General features: G+C 72.9%; 14 protein-coding genes and 2 pseudogenes. 6 read left to right on the plus strand and 10 right to left on the minus strand.

Annotated elements, in window-relative coordinates; all coding sequences use genetic code 11:
• Window positions 1-8 precede the first annotated feature (8 nt).
• Window positions 9-893 carry an ABC transporter permease gene (locus B7R87_RS11915; protein WP_130585058.1) on the minus strand — a complete coding sequence of 295 codons (885 nt, stop codon included), beginning with the start codon at window positions 891-893 and terminating at the stop codon, window positions 9-11.
• Complete coding sequence (locus B7R87_RS11920) at window positions 890-1,837, minus strand: ABC transporter ATP-binding protein (RefSeq protein WP_130585059.1); 948 nt, start codon at window positions 1,835-1,837, stop codon at window positions 890-892. The genes B7R87_RS11915 and B7R87_RS11920 overlap by 4 nt, the downstream gene beginning before the upstream one ends.
• 214 nt (window positions 1,838-2,051) lie before the next feature.
• On the opposite strand from B7R87_RS11920, the gene B7R87_RS11925 reads away from it, so the two are divergent.
• The 4 genes from B7R87_RS11925 to B7R87_RS11940 all read left to right on the plus strand — a co-directional run bounded on the left by B7R87_RS11925 (window position 2,052) and on the right by B7R87_RS11940 (window position 6,608).
• Window positions 2,052-3,053 carry a GbsR/MarR family transcriptional regulator gene (locus B7R87_RS11925; protein ID WP_130585060.1) on the plus strand — a complete coding sequence of 334 codons (1,002 nt, stop codon included), beginning with the start codon at window positions 2,052-2,054 and terminating at the stop codon, window positions 3,051-3,053.
• Window positions 3,054-3,190: 137 nt separating this feature from the next.
• A complete protein-coding gene (locus B7R87_RS11930; protein ID WP_006348767.1) occupies window positions 3,191-4,264 on the plus strand; it encodes a DUF5954 family protein in 1,074 nt (357 codons plus the stop codon).
• 50 nt (window positions 4,265-4,314) lie between these two features.
• Entirely contained in the window at window positions 4,315-5,433 is a 1,119-nt protein-coding gene (locus tag B7R87_RS11935; RefSeq protein ID WP_006348766.1) for an NADAR family protein, read from the plus strand.
• A gap of 308 nt (window positions 5,434-5,741) precedes the next feature.
• A complete protein-coding gene (locus tag B7R87_RS11940; RefSeq protein ID WP_040915998.1) occupies window positions 5,742-6,608 on the plus strand; it encodes a DUF4190 domain-containing protein in 867 nt (288 codons plus the stop codon).
• A gap of 83 nt (window positions 6,609-6,691) precedes the next feature.
• Here the strand turns inward: B7R87_RS11940 and B7R87_RS11945 are convergent, their stop codons facing one another.
• From B7R87_RS11945 to B7R87_RS11970, 6 genes and pseudogenes are all read right to left on the minus strand, one after another.
• On the minus strand, window positions 6,692-7,177 hold the full coding sequence (locus B7R87_RS11945) for a DUF5680 domain-containing protein (RefSeq protein WP_198965073.1): 486 nt from the start codon (window positions 7,175-7,177) through the stop codon (window positions 6,692-6,694).
• Window positions 7,178-7,215: 38 nt separating this feature from the next.
• On the minus strand, window positions 7,216-7,995 hold the full coding sequence (locus tag B7R87_RS11950) for an SDR family NAD(P)-dependent oxidoreductase (protein WP_006348763.1): 780 nt from the start codon (window positions 7,993-7,995) through the stop codon (window positions 7,216-7,218).
• Window positions 7,992-9,263 carry a serine hydrolase domain-containing protein gene (locus B7R87_RS11955; protein ID WP_006348762.1) on the minus strand — a complete coding sequence of 424 codons (1,272 nt, stop codon included), beginning with the start codon at window positions 9,261-9,263 and terminating at the stop codon, window positions 7,992-7,994. The genes B7R87_RS11950 and B7R87_RS11955 overlap by 4 nt, the downstream gene beginning before the upstream one ends.
• Window positions 9,264-9,338: 75 nt before the next feature.
• Entirely contained in the window at window positions 9,339-10,115 is a 777-nt protein-coding gene (locus B7R87_RS11960) for an energy-coupling factor ABC transporter ATP-binding protein (RefSeq protein WP_006348761.1), read from the minus strand.
• Window positions 10,112-10,900 carry a cobalt ECF transporter T component CbiQ gene (cbiQ, locus tag B7R87_RS11965; RefSeq protein ID WP_006348760.1) on the minus strand — a complete coding sequence of 263 codons (789 nt, stop codon included), beginning with the start codon at window positions 10,898-10,900 and terminating at the stop codon, window positions 10,112-10,114. The genes B7R87_RS11960 and cbiQ overlap by 4 nt, the downstream gene beginning before the upstream one ends.
• A 262-nt stretch (window positions 10,901-11,162) precedes the next feature.
• Window positions 11,163-12,263, minus strand: a pseudogene (locus B7R87_RS11970) (energy-coupling factor ABC transporter permease); the annotation flags it as partial.
• 188 nt (window positions 12,264-12,451) lie between these two features.
• On the opposite strand from B7R87_RS11970, the pseudogene B7R87_RS11975 reads away from it, so the two are divergent.
• Window positions 12,452-12,781 (plus strand): annotated as a pseudogene (locus B7R87_RS11975) (SsgA family sporulation/cell division regulator); the annotation flags it as partial.
• Window positions 12,782-13,157: 376 nt separating this feature from the next.
• Here the strand turns inward: B7R87_RS11975 and B7R87_RS11980 are convergent.
• Window positions 13,158-15,386 carry an MMPL family transporter gene (locus B7R87_RS11980; RefSeq protein WP_006348758.1) on the minus strand — a complete coding sequence of 743 codons (2,229 nt, stop codon included), beginning with the start codon at window positions 15,384-15,386 and terminating at the stop codon, window positions 13,158-13,160.
• Between the two features lie 80 nt (window positions 15,387-15,466).
• On the opposite strand from B7R87_RS11980, the gene B7R87_RS11985 reads away from it, so the two are divergent.
• Complete coding sequence (locus tag B7R87_RS11985; protein ID WP_006348757.1) at window positions 15,467-15,757, plus strand: hypothetical protein; 291 nt, start codon at window positions 15,467-15,469, stop codon at window positions 15,755-15,757.
• Between the two features lie 90 nt (window positions 15,758-15,847).
• On the opposite strand, the gene B7R87_RS11990 is transcribed toward B7R87_RS11985, so the two are convergent.
• Entirely contained in the window at window positions 15,848-16,423 is a 576-nt protein-coding gene (locus tag B7R87_RS11990; RefSeq protein ID WP_006348756.1) for a TetR/AcrR family transcriptional regulator, read from the minus strand.
• Window positions 16,424-16,497 lie beyond the last annotated feature (74 nt).

Here is a 16,497-nt window from a genome sequence, read left to right on the forward strand (position 1 = left end):
GCCGGGGTTCACAGGGTCCGCCGCAGGGCGCGTTCGCGGCGCTCCGCCACGTTCGAACCCGATTCGCGGCGGGCCGTCCGGCGCAGTACGACCGGCGCCACCAGCAGCCCCAGGGCCGCCCAGAGCCCCAGTACCCCGGCGGCCTCCCACAGCCGCCAGGAGCCGTCGATCTCGGCTGCCGCCGCCTCGTCGGGCAGGAAGACGGAGCGCATCGCCAGGCCCAGCCAGTAGACCGGGGTCGCCTGGGCGGTCCACTGGAGCCATTCGGGCAGTGCGGTGACGGGGTGGAAGATCCCCGAGATTGCGATCATGCCCAGGACCGGGAGCTGGACCAGGCCCTGGGCGCGGGCGGAACCGGCGAGGGAGCCCAGGACGGCGCCGACCGGCAGGGTCGCCAGCATGCCGAGGACCAGGGCCCAGAGCAGGGTGAACCGGTCGCCGGTGCCGTCGACCGCGAGGCCGTCCACCAGGAACAGCCCGGGGACGAGGAGGATCGCCAGATCGGCGAGGAGCCCGCCGCCGACGGAGACCACCTTGCCGGTGATGAAGCCGCGGACGCCGTAGGGGGTGGCGCGGGCCCGCAGCAGGGTGCCGTCCTCCCGGTCGGCGGTCAGGATCTGGCTCATGGCGACCATGCCCATGGCGATGTTCATCCCGAAGATGCCCGGCAGGGCGAAGGTGGCGAACGGGATCCCGTCGGCGCCGGACTCGCGGTCCCGCAGGAAGAGCAGGACGGCCAGCAGCAGCACGGGCCAGAGGAAGTGGGCGACGAGGTCGGCGCCGTTGGTGAAGGACTGGCGCAGTTCGATCAGGCCCCGCTGCCATCCGGCGCGGAACGCGGCGCGGCCGGGCCGCGCCGCGGGCCCGCGGGCGGCTGCGGATACCGGGCTCACCGGGCGCCCCCGGGCCCGCCGGGGAGCCGCTGCCCGGTCTCTTCGGCGCGGCGGACCAGGGCCGTGTACGTATCGGCGAGGGACGCCCTGCGGACCTCCAGCTCCCCGAGGTCGTCGCCGTGGCGGTGGAACAGCCGCCGGGCGAAGGCGGTGGAGTCGGAGGTGGCGGCGATGTGCCGCCGGCCGCCCGCCGTCCACCGCACCTCGTCCTCGACGGCGTACCGGCGGGCGAGTTCGGCGGAGGTGCCGTCGGCGACGATCCGGCCCCCGGCGAGGACGAGGATCCGGTCGGCGAGCCGGTCCGCCTCGTCGAGGTCGTGGGTGGTGAGCAGGACCGTGGTGGCGTGCTCGGCGGCGAGCCGCCGGACGAGGGTGTGGAACGCGGCCCGGGCCTCGGGGTCGAAACCGGTGGTCGGCTCGTCGAGGAAGAGCACCTCGGGGCGGCCGACGAGTCCGACGGCGACGTCGAGGCGGCGCCGCCGGCCGCCGGAGAGGGTACGGATCTTCCGGCCCGCGTCCCCGGTGAGGCCGACGGCGGCGATCAGATCGTCGGCGTCCCAGGGCCGGGGGACGGCGGGGGTCGCGTAGGACGCGTAGTACGAGCCGAGGTGGGCGAGGAGTTCCCGTACCCGCCACTTGCCGTGGTCGCGCCAGGACTGGAGGACGATCCCGGTACGGGCCCGCCACCGTTCGCCGCCGAGCGCCGGGTCGGTGCCGAGGACCTCGGCCCGTCCGGCGGACCGGGCCCGGAAGCCTTCGAGGATCTCCACCGTGGTGGTCTTGCCCGCGCCGTTGGGGCCGAGGAGGGCGAGGACCTCCCCGCGGTGGGCGCGGAAGGTGACGTCGTGCAGGACGTCGTGGGTGCCGTACCGCATCCGCAGCCCGGCGACGTCGAGGACCACGGGCGGCTGCTGCCCGGGTTCCCAGTCCTGTCGTTCGTTCATTGCACTGCCCTTCTCTTCACAGTGCGCTGAAAGCTACGTTGCGTTCCCTCCCGGTCAACACCTTCCAGGGGTCCGTATTCGGCACCAAGCAGCCTTGTGCGGCGGATTGTTGCAACGGCCTTGCCGGTGAACGCATCGGGCCTTCCCGGCCGTACGTTGCAATGGGCTGTGGGTGAACGCATACTGGCGCCCGGCGGGAAAGGGGTGGTGTCCGGTGCCGGGAGGGAGACTGACCGAGGACGAGCGGCGGTCGATCGCGGGCTGGCTGTCCGAGGGGATCGGGTACGCGGAAGCGGCGCGGCGGCTGGGGCGGCCGACGTCCACGGTGAGCCGGGAGGTCGCCCGCAACGGCGGGCCGGGGGCCTATCGCGCGGACCATGCGCACCGGGCCACGGCCTGGCGGGCCCGCCGCTCCGGCAGCCGTACCGCCGCGGCGTCCGGCGGCGGCCGGGGCGCGGAGTCCGGGGAGGCCCGGCTCTTCTGGGAGCAGTTCGCGGCGGCGATGGCGGCGACCGGGCTGCCCCGGATGGCCGCCCGGGTGCTGACCGAGCTGTTCACCACGGACACCGGGAGTCTGACGGCCGCCGAGCTGGTGCACCGGCTGCGGGTCAGCCCGGCCTCCGTCTCCAAGGCGGTCGGCTATCTGGAGGGGCTCGGCACGATCCGGCGCGAACGGGACCACGGTGGACCCCCGGCGCGACGGCGGCGCGACCGGTACGTCCTGGACGACGATCTGTGGGTCTCGGCCTGGACTTCGGGCGCGGACTCCACCGCCCGGTGGGCGGGGACCGCGCTGCGCGGCGCGGAGCTGCTGGGCCCGGAGACGCCCGCGGGGGCACGGCTGCAGCAGACCGCGCTGTTCTTCCAGCGGCTCGCGGCCGATATGGATGCCGGGCCGGTTCCGGCGGCCGACGGCGACCGGGTGCTGACCGTGCTCGCGGCCCTGGTCGAGGCGGGCGGCCCGCGGACCACGGACACGCTGGCGGCGGCCCTGGGCTGGCCGGAGGGACGGGTCGCGGCAGCCGTGGCGACCGCCGTACGGCATCCGGAGCTGACCGATCCGCTGGCGCTGCGGGAGGCCGCCCCCGGGCTCTGGACGGCGGCCGCCCGGCCCGGCCGGCTGAGCCCGTCCCAGCAGACGGCCCTGACAACAGACCAGGCGGACCAGGCGGACCAGGCAGCGCAGGCAGCCCCGACGGCCTCGCGAAGGGCGTGAACCCCTCTCGAACGCGTGGCCGCGCCGCCCGTTCGACGGGATCGTGCGTTCGAGCGCGGCTCGTACCGCCCGTACGCTTCAGGCCAGTTGACGTACGCTCCACGGCGTGCACGCCCCGGCGCAACAACAATGTGCGCATGCCTGATGACTGGAAGCGACGGATCGACCGGCTGCACGAGAATCTGGTGAAGCTCGACGACCCGGCGGCCTGGGTGACCGAGGCCGACGCCGTCGAGGCCTCGTACCGCTACCCCGATCTCCTGGTGCGCGGCCCGGCGTTCGGGCTCGCCGCGCAGAACACCGGCGGGCACGGTGAATCCCCCGGGGCCGCGGCGCAGCCCTGGTGCGACGGCGGGGAGAACGGCACCTGGCGGCTGCTGCGGCCGGTGGCCAGCGGCACCCCGCAGGAGGCGCGGGACAGCCTCAACTCCTTCCTGTGGTTCCGGGCCAAGGACGAAACCGGTGATCCACGGGTGCGCCGCCGACTCCTCGACGCGGTCGGCATCCTGGAGAACGAGCCGGTGAACGAGGTCGAGGTGCTCGGCTGCCGCTACCGGGTGGTCCGCGCCGACGGGTTCGCCCGCCGCGGCGACGAGGGCATGGAGCCGCCGCGGCCCACCGACCCCGACCCGGGCCACGACCACGCGTGGGAGAGCGACCGCCGCCGCCGGTGGCCCGAAGTCGGCCTCGTCATCGACCCCGACCGGGAGGAGGGGCTGATGGCGGGCGCGATGAAACTGGGCCTGCGGTCCTTCACGTACAGCGGCACCCTCTACCCCGACCAGGTGCGCCGGGACTCCGAACTGGCCGTCGAGCACTACCCCGAGATCGCCCTGTTGCCCGTCGGTTTCAGCCTGGCGGAGCTGGCGGACGGCCGGTGGACGCCCCGGGGCGCGCTGCTGCCGTCGCCGCACGACGCCCGGCGGGCCCTCTTCGACGGGATGAACGAGTTCTGGCCCGTGATGTACCGCTTCAACGCGGCCGAGCGGGCGGCGCACGCCCTGGCGGCGGCCGAGTTCAGGGCGGCGGGGCGGGCGGACGAGGCACGGGTCGGGGACACCCTGTACCGGGTCTGCCGCATCGAACGCGCGATCCGCTGCGGCCCGGACGGCCCCGAGACCCCGCGCGCCTCCGACCTCGACAGCTGGGGCCCGATGAAGCTCCACCCGACGATGGACGACGACGGGACGCTGCACTACGAGGAGGGGTGAGGGCCCGGCCCCGGCGGGAGCGGGGGCGGGGCGAAGGGGAGAATGCGGGGATGATCCGTAAGACGAGGCTCGTCCACCGCGAGGCGGACGGCCGCCGCATCCCGGGCACCTGGCGCCATGCGTTCATCAACAACGGCGGCCGGTACTTCCTGACCGATCTCTTCATCTACGCGGACGGCATCGTCGACGCGTGGGAGCCGGTCACCCTGGAGGAGTTCGAGCAGAAGCTGGCCTCCGGCTGGGTGGCGACGGAGCTGCCCGAGGGCGGCCGGGCCTCGGGACACCATCTGGCGGAGTGGACGTTCGGGACGCCCCGCACCTGGCATACGGCGGAGCAGCTGCTGGCCGAGGTCCGCGACACCGTCGACGAGCTGAACGGCCGCCCGGACTCGACGGACCGCTGTCTGGCCGCGGTCGACCGCTTCATGGCCGACCGCACGGAGGCCAACCGGCTCGCGGTCCGGGAGACGTACTACGCGATCCCGGAGACCGTGCGCCACTACGCACTCGGCGATATGGACCTCAAGGACTGGCCGCTGCGGATCCTGGCGGCGGGTCCCGGCGGCACGGACGAGGTGGCGGAGGAGGAGGTCGGCCGGGAGGACTACGAGGAGGCGATCGCCTACTTCGCGGACGGCGCGGGGTGGGGCCCGGCCGCCGGGCCCGCCGCCGACGCATGCCCGCCGTCGCTCCATGTCCCGCACTGCTTCCCCGCGGCCTCGGACACTCCGGACAAGACCGCGCTGCGGAACACGTACCCGGCGCCGATCGTCTACGAGGGCACGGTCCATCCGACGGTCGTGCACGCCTACTGGGCGCTGTCCACCCTCGATCCGGCGGCCCGCGCCGCGATCACGGCGGCGGACAGCCCGTTCACCGCGAAACGCCTGGGCGAGGAGGCGGTACGCCACGGGGACTGGGAGCGGACCCGTACGGCGGTGCTGGGCAGGCTGCTGCTCGCGAAGTTCACCCAGCATCCCGAACTGGCGGCCGTACTGCTCGCGACCGGGACCGCGGCGATCCTCTACGACGATATGGACGACCCGTTCTGGGGCGACAACGGGGGCCGGGGCCGGAACTGGATGGGCCGGCTGCTGGAACTCACCCGCGCGGAACTGCCCGCCCCGGCCGGGCCGGAGCCGGTACGGCGGGCACCGGCTGGTAGGTGAACGCCATCCGCTCCGTAAAGCCCGGCTCGCGGCGGGCCCGGCAGGTGGTGCAGTACCAGCGCCACTGATCGGGCCGGTCGGGGGTGGCGGTCGTGGTGTCCTTCCACAACCACGGCCGCGCGGGGCAGGTGGGGCACCTCGGGGGCTCAAGTCCGGCCATGGCGCGCAGCGTAGCCACGCGGACGGGGCGGGGCGGGCACCGTTGCCCCGTCCGGGTGAGGGCCCACCCTCGAAAATTGGGTAAGGAAAGCGTAAAAACTGCTGGTACTGTCCAAGGTTCGGCACCCGACCCCGCTCAAGGATCCCGCATGACCATGCCCACCCCTCCCGGCGACGAGAGCTCCACTCCCCCGGCCCCTCAGCCGCCTCAGCCGTGGGCCGAGACCCCGCCGCCCTGGTCCCGGCACCCCGCCCCGCCGCGGCCGCCCCGCAACGGAATGGGCGTCACGGCCCTGGTCCTCGGCATCATCGGGATCATCCTGGGCCTGGCCGTCATCCTCTTCTGGCTGTCCTGGCTCCCGGCCCTGCTGGCGCTGATCTTCGGCATCATCGGCGTGAGCCACGCCCGCAAGGGGACCGCGACCAACAAGGGCATGGCCCTGGGCGGTGTGATCATGGGCTCGGCCGGTCTGCTGCTCTCCATCGGCGGCGGTCTGCTGACCGTGTTCTTCGTCAACGAGGCCAACGACACCGCCGAGGACCGGATCCTGCAGATCGAAGCCTCGGCCGAGGCCGAGGACCGCGAGGCGAAGAAGAAGGAGGCGGCCGCGGCCGCCGCCCGGAAGCTCTCGTTCGGCGAGCCCTTCCTCTTCGAGAACGGTCTGAAGGTCACGGTCCACAAGCCGAAGCCGTACGCCCCGGACTCGTTCGCCAGCGGCCATGCGAAGGGCAACAAGGCGATCGAGGTGACCGTCACCGTCCTCAACACCAACAAGGTACGGATGTCCCTCGAATCCGGCCTGCCCACGGTCTACGACACCGAAGGCGCCGACACCGAGATGATCATCGACGCCAGTGACCGTCTGAAGTTCATGAACGACTTCGTCCTCCCCGGCAAGCAGGCCGTCGGCCGCTACGCCTTCTCCCTGCCGCCCACGGCGGCGACCACGGCCGAGGTGGAGTTCAACCCCTCGCTCGCGGACCTGGACGGCGCCCGCTGGTCGGGCTCCCTCTGATCCTTCGGCCTCCGAACCTCGGCGTCCCCCGGTGCCTCGCACCGGGGGACGCTTCGTTGTGCAGCCGCGAGGCGGGGCCGGGCTCAGTCCAGGATGCGGCCCCCGTGGTAGCGCAGCTCGTACGCCCGTATCCCCGACGGAACCGTGATGTGCTCCACGCCCCGGAAGCGGGTCACATCGCCCGTCGTCTCGTCCGTGTACGTCAGTCCCTCGACCGTGTACCGGAAGCCGCCGAGGAACCGGCCTTCCCGGTAGAGCGCGGACAGCGACGCGGTGACGACCCGGCCGGCCACCCCCGCGTCGATATCGTCGTGGAGGACGTACCCGTAGTAGTTCATGCCCCACAGCGGGCGGTCGCCGAGGTGGACCGTCTCCTGGCCGAGGAAGTCGGTGCCGCCGAAATAGCTGTCCCGGTAGACCAGTTCGCCCTCGCGGTACTCCAGATCGTGCGACGAGACGCGGACGGAGGGGATCTTCCCGCCGCCGCCCGCGTAGGTCGCCGCCTTCGCGCGGACCACGAAGGATTCCAGTGCGGCCGGTTCCATGCATTCCATGCCTGTCGTACTCATGAAGACCGTTGTAACCGGCCGGTCCGACAAACGAGAGGCTAGCCTTCCACTTCCGCTGTGATCTCAGCGAACATCCGGTTCACCGCCAGCAGTCCGCCGTCCACCCGCAGCACCGTCCCGGTGATCCAGGACGCGTCCCGCGACGCCAGGAACGCCACCGCCGCCGCAATGTCGTCCGGTTCACCGACCCGGCCCAGGGGGTAGGCGCGGCTGCCCAGGGCCGAGAGGACGGCCTCGCGGCCGTCCCAGTTCGCGGTGCGGATCGTGCCCGGGTTGATCTGGTTGACCCGGACGCCGCGCTGGGCGACGTCCCCCGCCAGGGTCCGCGTCAGCGATGCCAGCCCCGCCTTGGCCGCGCTGTAGGCGTGGTTGCCGAAGTCCGCCTCCGCGTTCACGGAGCCGATGTTGACGATCGCGCCCCGGCCGTCCGCCTCCGCCAGGCGCGGCAGCGCGGCCCGGGCGCAGCGGACCGCCCCCATCAGGGTGATGTCGAGGTCGAGCCGCCAGGTGGTGTCCGGCTCGTCCTCGAAGGCGTCCATGTCCAGTGAGCAGGCGAACGCGTTGTTGACCAGGACGTCCAGCCGGCCGAAGGTGTCGACGGCGAAGGCGACCGCCGCGTCCGCCTGCGTCTGGTCGCCGACGTCGCACACCAGATGGGCCGCGCCCGGTATGTCCGCAGCCGTCTTCGCCACTGCCTGTTCGTCGATATCGGTGAGCAGCACGCGTGCGCCTTCGGCCGCCAGCCGGCGCGCGGTCGCCGCGCCGATGCCGCGGGCCGCGCCCGTGATCAGGACCCCGTAACCCTCGAAGCGATTCATAGCGCCGAACGTACCGCTCTGACCAGCGCTTGGGCACGGGGATCCGCGGTCACTCCCTTGCGGAGCCCGTTGGTGACATAGCCGAAGGCGATGCCCGCATCCGGGTCGGCGAAGCCGAGGGAGCCGCCGCGCCCGGGGTGGCCGAAGGAGCCCGGGCCGAGCAGGGGCGCCGCCGGGCCGTGGAGCATGAAGCCGAGGCCGTAGCGGGTGGGGACGACGAGGACCCGGTCGGGGCCCGCGGACTCCTCGGTGCGGGCCAGGGTCAGCGTCGCGGGCGCGAAGAGCCGGGGACCGCCGTCGACCGCGCCGATCGTCGACGCGTAGAAGCGGGCCAGCGCCCGGGCCGTGGAGATCCCGCCGGACGCGGGCAGTTCGGCGGCCCGGTACTCCGGGGCGTTCTCGTCCGGCAGCGGGGCGATCACCCCGAACGCCCGGCGGGTCAGCGAGTCCGGGTCCCGGTAGGCGTCCGCCACCGACCGTTTGGGCCGCAGCGTCAGCCCGCCGCTGCGCACCGGCGGCGGCTCCTCGACCGGCCCGATCCGCCCGACCCGGTGCGCCTCCTCCGCCGGGAGCCCCAGCCAGAAGTCCAGGCCGAGGGGGCGGGCGATCTCCTCCGCGACCCAGCGGCCGATGCTCCGGCCGGTGACCCGGGGGACCAGTTCGGCCAGCAGCCAGCCGTAGGTCTGCGCGTGGTAGCCGTGGTCCGTGCCCGGCTGCCAGGCGGGGGCCTGTGCCGCGAGCGCCGCCGGGCCGCTGACCCCGTCGATCGCCTCGGTCGGGGTCAGCGGGCGGTCCAGGGCGGGGAGCCCGGCGCGGTGGGAGAGGAGATGGCGGACGAGGACCCGCTCCTTGCCCGCCGCCTTGAACTCGGGCCAGTAGGTGCCGACCGGCGCGTCCAGGTCGATCCGGCCCCGCTGGTGCAGCAGCAGGACGACGGCCGCGGCCACGCCCTTGGTGACCGAGCGGACGATCTGCGCGGTGTCGACCGCCCACGGTGCCCCGGGCGGGGATCCGGATGGAGATGCGGATGGAGATCCGGGCGGGGCGCCGGGCGGGGTCCCGGCTTCGGAGCCGGAGGCGTCTCCTGCTCCCGCGGGGCCCGGCCCGCCGTCGACGTCCCGGGTCCCCGCCCACAGGTCGACCACCTTGTGCCCGTCCCGGTAGACCGCGACCGCCGCGCCCCGCTCCCCGCGCTGTTCGAAGTTGCGCACGAATGCTTCCCGTACCGGCTCGAAGCCGTCCGCCACCGTGCCCCGTACGTCCGTCATGGCCCCGCCCCTCCGCTTCGCCGGCTGCGTCCGTCCTCCATGGTGCAACGTCGGCCCGCGGGGAAGACTTCCAGGTCAGTCGGGGCGGGCGGGGAGCGGGGCGACGGCCGCCGGGTCGAAGCCGTACGGCAGTTCCAGCCGGTGCGCCCGCAGCAGGGCGCCGTCCGCCAGCAGTTCGCGGGTCGGCCCGTCCGCCGCGATCACCCCGTCGCCGAGCACCACCGCCCGCGGGCACAGCTCCAGTGCGTACGGCAGATCGTGGGTGACCATCAGCACGGTGACGTCCAGCGACCGCAGCAGTTCGGCGAGTTCACGGCGGGACGCCGGGTCGAGGTTGGAGGAGGGTTCGTCGAGGACGAGGATCTCCGGCTCCATGACGAGGACGGTCGCCACCGCGACCCGCCGCCGCTGTCCGAAGGACAGGTGGTGCGGCGGCCGTTCCGCGTGGGCGGCCATGCCGACGCGTTCCAGCGCGGCCGTGACCCTCCGCTCCAGTTCGGGTCCGCGTACCCCGGCGTTGGCCGGGCCGAAGGCGACGTCCTCCCGGACGGTCGGCATGAAGAGCTGGTCGTCGGGGTCCTGGAAGACGATGCCGACGCGGCGTCTGATCTCCGCGAGACGGCCGCGTTCGACGGGCAGCCCGCCGACGGCGACCGTGCCCGCGCCGCCGCCGAGGATGCCGTTGAGATGGAGGACGAGGGTGGTCTTCCCTGCGCCGTTGGGGCCGAGGAGGGCGACGCGTTCGCCGCGTCCGACCGTCAGATCGACGCCGAAGAGCGCCTGGTGGCCGTCGGGATAGGCGTAGGCGAGCCCGGCGATGTGCAGCGAGGGCGGTACGGCGGTGGAGGTCACAGGGGGTTTCCTCCCAGGAGGCGGACGGCGAGCGCGGCGGCGGGCAGGGCTGCGGCGTACGTCCACTGGGCCCGGGTCGCCGCGGCATCCGGCCTGAGTGCAGGCATCGTGCCCGTATAGCCCCTGCTCAGCATCGCGAGATGCACCCGCTCGCCGCGTTCGTAGGTACGGATGAAGAGCGCGCCCGCCGTTTTCGCGAGCACGCCCCAGTGGCGGGGGCCGCGCGCCTCGAAACCGCGCGAGCGGCGGGCGACCGCCATCCGCCGCAGATCGTCGGCGACCACATCGCCGTAACGGATCATGAAGGAGGCGATCTGGACCAGCAGCGGGGGCAGCCGGAGCCGCTCCAGGCCGAGGAGCAGGGCGCGGATCTCGGTGGTGGCGGCGAGCAGGACGGAGGCGGCGACGCCGAGGGTCGCCTTGGCGAGGATGTTCCACGCGCCCCACAGCCCCGGTTCGCTCAGCGTCAGTCCGAGGACGGTGACGCGCTCCCCCGGCCCTGCGGGCACCGTGAACGGCAGCAGCAGGGCGAACACGACGAACGGCGCCTCGACGAGCAGCCGGGTGAGTACGGTCGCGGGCGGGATCCGGGCGACGGCGGTGACGGCGGCCAGCAGGGCGGCGTACAGGACGAAGGCCCAGACCGCCCCGCCCGGCGTCGTGACGACGACGAGGACGAAGCAGAAGACGGCGACGAGTTTGCAGTGCGCGGGCAGGGCATGGACGGCTGAGCGGCGGGGGATGTGGAGCCGGTGGGTGGGGCTGTGGCGGTGGCCCGCGCCCATGCCGGGGTCAGTCCCGCCCGGCCGGGGGTGCGGCGGACGGCCCCGGGGGTTCGAGGGGTGCGGAGGGGTCGGGAGGCGTCGGTACGGGCCGCGGGGTCCCGGTCGCGTCCGGGGTATCCGCCCTCGGGGACGGCACGGTTGCGGCGGGCCCGGCCGCCGACCGGGAAGCGGGCCCCGCAGTCCCGGTGCCGGACCCGGCGAGCCCGGCGGCCGACCCGGAATCCGCGGCACCCGGCTCCCCGGGCCCGGTCTGCCCGGTGGCTGCCCGCGCGTCCGGGCGCGGGGCGCCCGCCCGCGCGGAGCGGCGTGCCGACGCGGCACGGAGGAGCAGGGTGCCCGCGACGACCGTCGCGCCGACGCCGATGACGCCCGCGAGCCCGCCCGACAGCCGGTCGTCCGCGATATCGGCGACGCCGTAGTCCGCGAGCGGCCAGTCCACGGTCGCGTGGTCGTCGGCGGAGTCCGCGAAGCCCTTGTCGATGGCGACCCGCTCCAGGCCGTCGGGGCTGGCTGAGGCGTAGAAGGAGACGAAACCGGCCAGTACGACGGCGACGGCGAGGCCGGTGAGCGCGACGGCCCGGGACGGGCGCCGCGGGGCGGGCCGGGGGCCGTCGGCGGGCGGGGCGGTGGGCGCGGCGGGTAGGTCTGTGAGTTGCCCGCCGACCCGCAGCTTCAGCGGTACGGCCACCCGGTCCCGGGCCCCGTACACCAGGTCGGGCCGGACGGCGAGCACCGCACCGACGGTTGCCGTGGTGATCAGCGCCTCCCCGATGCCGATCAGGACGTGCACGCCGGTCATGGCGGCCAGCACGGTGCCGAACGGCACGTCGGTGGTGCCGCCGATCCCGTACAGCAGGGTGAAGGCGACCGCGGACACCGGTACGGAGACCAGCGCGGCGACGAAGGTCGCGGCGGTGATCGCGCTCCGGCGGCGCGGCAGCACCGCGAGCAGCCCCCGGAACAGTCCGTACGCGACGACGACGGTGACGACCCCGATCAGGGTGATGTTCACACCGAGCGCGGTGAGGCCGCCGTCGGCGAAGAGGACGCTCTGGAGCAGCAGGACGACGGCGAGGCAGAGCAGACCGGTGTACGGGCCGACGAGGATCGCCGCCAGCGCGCCGCCGAGGAGATGTCCGCTGGTCCCGGCGGCGACCGGGAAGTTCAGCATCTGTACGGCGAAGACGAACGCGGCGACGAGTCCGGCGAGGGGCGCGGTGCGCTCGCCGCCGGGGTCGGCGCCCGCCCCGGGGGCGTCCGTCTCGCGGCGGGCCCCGCGCAGACCGGCCGCGACGGCGGCGACCGCCACGGCTCCGGCGGCGGCCGACACGGGTGCGTTGATGAAACCGTCGGGAACATGCATGGCGGGCTCCGGATCGGAAAGGCGACGGATGGAGCGGACGCGCGGACTGCGACGGGCAGCACTGATTGTGCTCTTCTGCGCATGGCTTGCAAGAGCGCCTCCTGCTCAAGAAAGGGCAAAGCGCCATCGAACCCTCGACCAAAATATGGGACATTAGAGGGCAAAGAAGACGTTGCGAGGAGCGAACGATGTCCGCCACCACCGTCGAAGATCACGTCTGGGGCCGGATCGTCACCGACGCTCCCCAGTACCGGCCGGTCCGCGTCTCGATGTCGTACGAGCCGGAGGGGGATCCGCGGGCGGTCCGGTTCGCCTTCCCGGGCGGCACCGGATGGACCTTCCCGCGGGAGGTCCTGGAGAGCGGGCTGCGGAAGCCGGTGCGCAGCGGTGATGTGGAGGTCTGGCCGTGCGGCCGGGCGCAGGCCGTCGTGGAGTTCCACTCGGCGGAGGGCGTGGCGGTGGTGCAGTTCGACTCGAACGTGCTGAACCGCTTCCTCCAACACACCTACGCGGCGGCGGTCGGCGGCAGCGGCGCAAGTACGGAGCCGGGGGCGGGGACCGCACAGGCAGGCACGGCAGGCGCTGCAGGCACGGAAACGGAACCGGCGTAGGCCGGGTGGTGCGGGTCGCGCAGAGCGGCCCGCGAGGCGCTACGGGTTCCCGCCGCCGGACCGGGTGGGCCACTCGAACGGCGTAACGCGACCGGCGGCGTCCGACGAAGCCGCCGGGACCCGGCCCGGGCCCGTACCCCCGACCGAACCGGCCGACCGGCGGCACCGCGTAGTACCAACGGCCGACGGGCCGCACCCCCGCGGGGGTGCGGCCCGTCGCCGCTCAGCTCCGGAGTCCGGTCCGGACTCCCGTCCCGGCGCCCCCCGGAGGGGGCGCGGCGCGTCAGACGCCGACCAGGCGCCGGTCCTCGTCCGGGTCCTGCGGCCGGTGGGCCAGCTCCTGCTGGAGCTTCTCGCCCTCCACGTCCACGTTCGGCAGCGCCTTGTCCAGCCAGCGCGGCAGCCACCAGGCCTTCTCGCCGAGCAGGGCCAGCACCGCCGGGACGATCGCCATCCGGACGACGAACGCGTCGAAGAAGACCGCGATCGCCAGGCCGAAGCCCATCATCATGACCATCTGCTCGCCCGCGCTCATGAAGCCGGCGAAGACACCGATCATGATGACCGCGGCGGCGGTCACCACCCGGGCCCCGTCGCGGAAGCCGGTGACGATCGCCTCGGCCGGGCGCTCGCCGTGGACATGCGCCTCGCGCATCCGGGTGACGAGGAAGACCTCGTAGTCCATGGCCAGACCGAAGACCACACCGATCATGAAGATCGGCATCATCGACATGATCGGGCCGGGCTGTTCGACGTTGAACAGGCCGGACATCCAGCCCCACTGGTAGACCGCGACGACCGCGCCGAGCGCCGCCACGACCGAGAGCAGGAAGCCGAGCGCCGCCTTCAGCGGGACCAGGATCGACCGGAAGACCAGCACCAGCAGCAGGAACGCCAGTCCGACGACGAGCGCCAGATACGGCACGAGGGCGTCGTTCATCTTCTGCGAGAAGTCGATGTTCAGGGCGGTGGCGCCGGTGACCAGGACCACCGCGCCGGTGTCGGCCTTGAACTTCTTGCTCTCGCCGCGGATCTTCTCGACCAGCTTCTCCGTCTTCACGGACGACGGCCGGTCCTCGGGCACCACGTTGATCATGCCGGCGTCACCGGCCTTGTTCAGACCCCCGGCGACGGAGGCGGCCACACCGTCCATCTTGCCGATGGCGGCGGCGACCTCGTCGACGGCGGCCTTCGGGTCCTTGCTGTCCTTGACGTCGGCGACGAGGGTCAGCGGACCGTTGAAGCCCGGGCCGAAGCCGTCGGAGAGCAGGTCGTACGCCTTGCGCTGGGTGGATGCCGGGGAGGACGAACCCTCGTCCGGCAGGCCGACCTGGAGCGAAGCGGCCGGGATCGCGATCAGACCGAGGCCGATCACGGAGGTCAGCAGGACGGCGACCGGGCGGCGCAGCACGAAGCTCGCCCAGCGGACACCCGCCTTCTGCTTTCCGCCCCGCGTGCCCTGGTCCAGGTCGCGGCCGGCCTTGCGGGCCTTGCGCATCTTGCGGCCGAGGATCTTGTCGCCCGCGAAGCCGAGCAGCGCCGGGATCAGGGTGATTGCGATGACCACGGCGATGACGACGGTGCCCGCGGCGGCGAAGCCCATCTTGGTGAGGATCGGGATATTGACGACCGCGAGTCCGGCCAGGGCGATGACCACGGTCAGACCGGCGAAGACCACCGCGGAGCCCGCGGTGCCGACGGCCCGGCCCGCCGCCTCCTCGCGCTCCCGGCCCTCGGCCAGTTCGGCGCGGTAGCGGGAGACGATGAAGAGGGCGTAGTCGATGCCGACCGCGAGGCCGATCATCATCGCCAGCATGGAGGTGGTGGTGCCCAGGTCGAGCACGTTCGCCAGGGCGGTGATGGTGGAGATGCCGACGCCGACGCCGATCAGCGCGGTGAGCAGCGGCAGACCGGCGGCGATCAGCGAGCCGAAGGTGATGACCAGCACGATCGCGGCGATCAGGATGCCGATCATCTCGCTGGAGGCGGCGTGCTCCTCGGCCATCGTCGCGTCACCGCCGAGTTCGACGGTCAGCCCGGCGGACCGGGCGTCCTTGGCGACGTCGGTCAGCGATTCCTTGCTCTTGTCGGCCAGCTCCATGGAGTTGACCTTGTAGCTGACCGAGATATAGGCCGTGCTGCCGTCCTCGGAGACGGCGTCCTCGGCGTACGGGTCGGCAACCGACGAGATCTCGGTGGAGCCCTTCTTCAGAGCCCCGATGACCTCGTTGACCTCGGTCTTGTTCTTGGCGTCGGTCATCTTCTGGCCGGCCGGGGCCTTGAAGACGATCCGCGCGGTGGCACCGTCGGCGCCGCCGCCCGGGAACCGCTCCTCAAGAAGGTCGAAGGCCTTCTGGGATTCGGTGCCGGGCAGGGCGAAGCCGGGGTCCTTGGGCGTGGCGGCGGAGGATGCCGCGACACCGGCGAATACGAGGAGGGCCACCCATATCAGGGCGACGAGCTTGCGGCGCCTGAAGGCGGTCCGCCCGAGTTTGTAGAGGAACGTGGCCACGAGGGCGTTCTCCCGTTGGTGAGACGAACAGGGCAGGGGGAGTCGGCCCGACGGACGAGAGCGGCGCGCGTCAGGTACGGGTGCTGCTGGTGGTACGGGTCGTGCCGGTGGTGGATCCGGTGGTGGTGGATCCGGTGGTGTCGCTGATGGTTCAGGTGATGCTGGTGGTGCTGGTGGTGCTGGTGGTGCTGGTGGTGCTGGTGGTGCTGGTGGTGCTGGTGGTGCTGGTGGTGCTGGTGGTGCGCAAGCGAATGGGGAGGTGGTGGGGAAGAGTCCGCGGTGGTCCGGGGTGGGAGTCCGGTTCCGCGGAAGTCCGGGAAAGGCGGGGAACCTCTCGGGGCTGGGGACGCCTCGGGTTCATCACCTGGTGATGGGCCGCCCCGGAGGTGGTCGGCGGGTGAGGGCGGCACCACGTCGTACCGCCGTGGGATCCGGGCGCCCGGGCCCGGCGGGGGGCCGGATCATCGGGCCTCCAGCGCGGGCAGGACGACCGCGTCGACGTACCGCGTCATGAAGTCCACGGTCGGGATCCGGTCTTCGATCATCTGGACGGCGAAGAACAGGCCGAAGAGCATATGGGGCACGAACTCCCTGGCCGGGTTGGACGCGCTGATCTCGCCCCGCTCCACCGCCCGGTCGATCACCGTCCGCAGCGCCGCCTCTTCCGGTGCGATGACCTTCGTGCGGAGCGCGTCGTACAGATCGGGGTTGGTGTGGACCGCGTGGACCAGGGCCCGCAGCAGTGCGGAGTCCTTCTCCATCTCCTTGGCGTTGGTCTGCGCCAGCATGGCCCGGAAGTCACCGCGGAGACTGCCGGTGTCGACCTGGTTCGCGCCGGGGCCTGCGCCGTGCTGGAGCGCGGTCGCCACCAGCTCGGGCTTGCTGTGCCACTGCCGGTAGAGCGTCGCCTTGCTGGAGCGGGTCCTGGCCGCCACGGCGTCCATCGTCAGGGAGTCGTATCCGACTTCACACACCAGTTCGAGCACGGCTTCGAACAGTTCGGCCTCGCGCTCGGGGGTCAGTCGGCTGCGGGACATCGGTCGCCCTCCCTTCCACTGGTCCGCCTCGGCCGCCGCCGGGGTTCTCACCACGACCGTTCCAAACGAAACGG

This window comes from Streptomyces tsukubensis (assembly GCF_003932715.1).
Lineage (GTDB): Bacteria > Actinomycetota > Actinomycetes > Streptomycetales > Streptomycetaceae > Streptomyces > Streptomyces tsukubensis.

Coding starts and splice junctions, on each gene's coding strand:
- B7R87_RS11920 (WP_130585059.1), bottom strand. CDS start 1,837: ATGAACGAACGACAGGACTGGGAACCCGGGCAGCAGCCGCCCGTGGTC.
- B7R87_RS11930 (WP_006348767.1), top strand. CDS start 3,191: ATGCCTGATGACTGGAAGCGACGGATCGACCGGCTGCACGAGAATCTG.
- B7R87_RS11935 (WP_006348766.1), top strand. CDS start 4,315: ATGATCCGTAAGACGAGGCTCGTCCACCGCGAGGCGGACGGCCGCCGC.
- B7R87_RS11940 (WP_040915998.1), top strand. CDS start 5,742: ATGACCATGCCCACCCCTCCCGGCGACGAGAGCTCCACTCCCCCGGCC.
- B7R87_RS11945 (WP_198965073.1), bottom strand. CDS start 7,177: ATGAGTACGACAGGCATGGAATGCATGGAACCGGCCGCACTGGAATCC.
- B7R87_RS11950 (WP_006348763.1), bottom strand. CDS start 7,995: ATGAATCGCTTCGAGGGTTACGGGGTCCTGATCACGGGCGCGGCCCGC.
- B7R87_RS11955 (WP_006348762.1), bottom strand. CDS start 9,263: ATGACGGACGTACGGGGCACGGTGGCGGACGGCTTCGAGCCGGTACGG.
- cbiQ (WP_006348760.1), bottom strand. CDS start 10,900: ATGGGCGCGGGCCACCGCCACAGCCCCACCCACCGGCTCCACATCCCC.
- B7R87_RS11990 (WP_006348756.1), bottom strand. CDS start 16,423: ATGTCCCGCAGCCGACTGACCCCCGAGCGCGAGGCCGAACTGTTCGAA.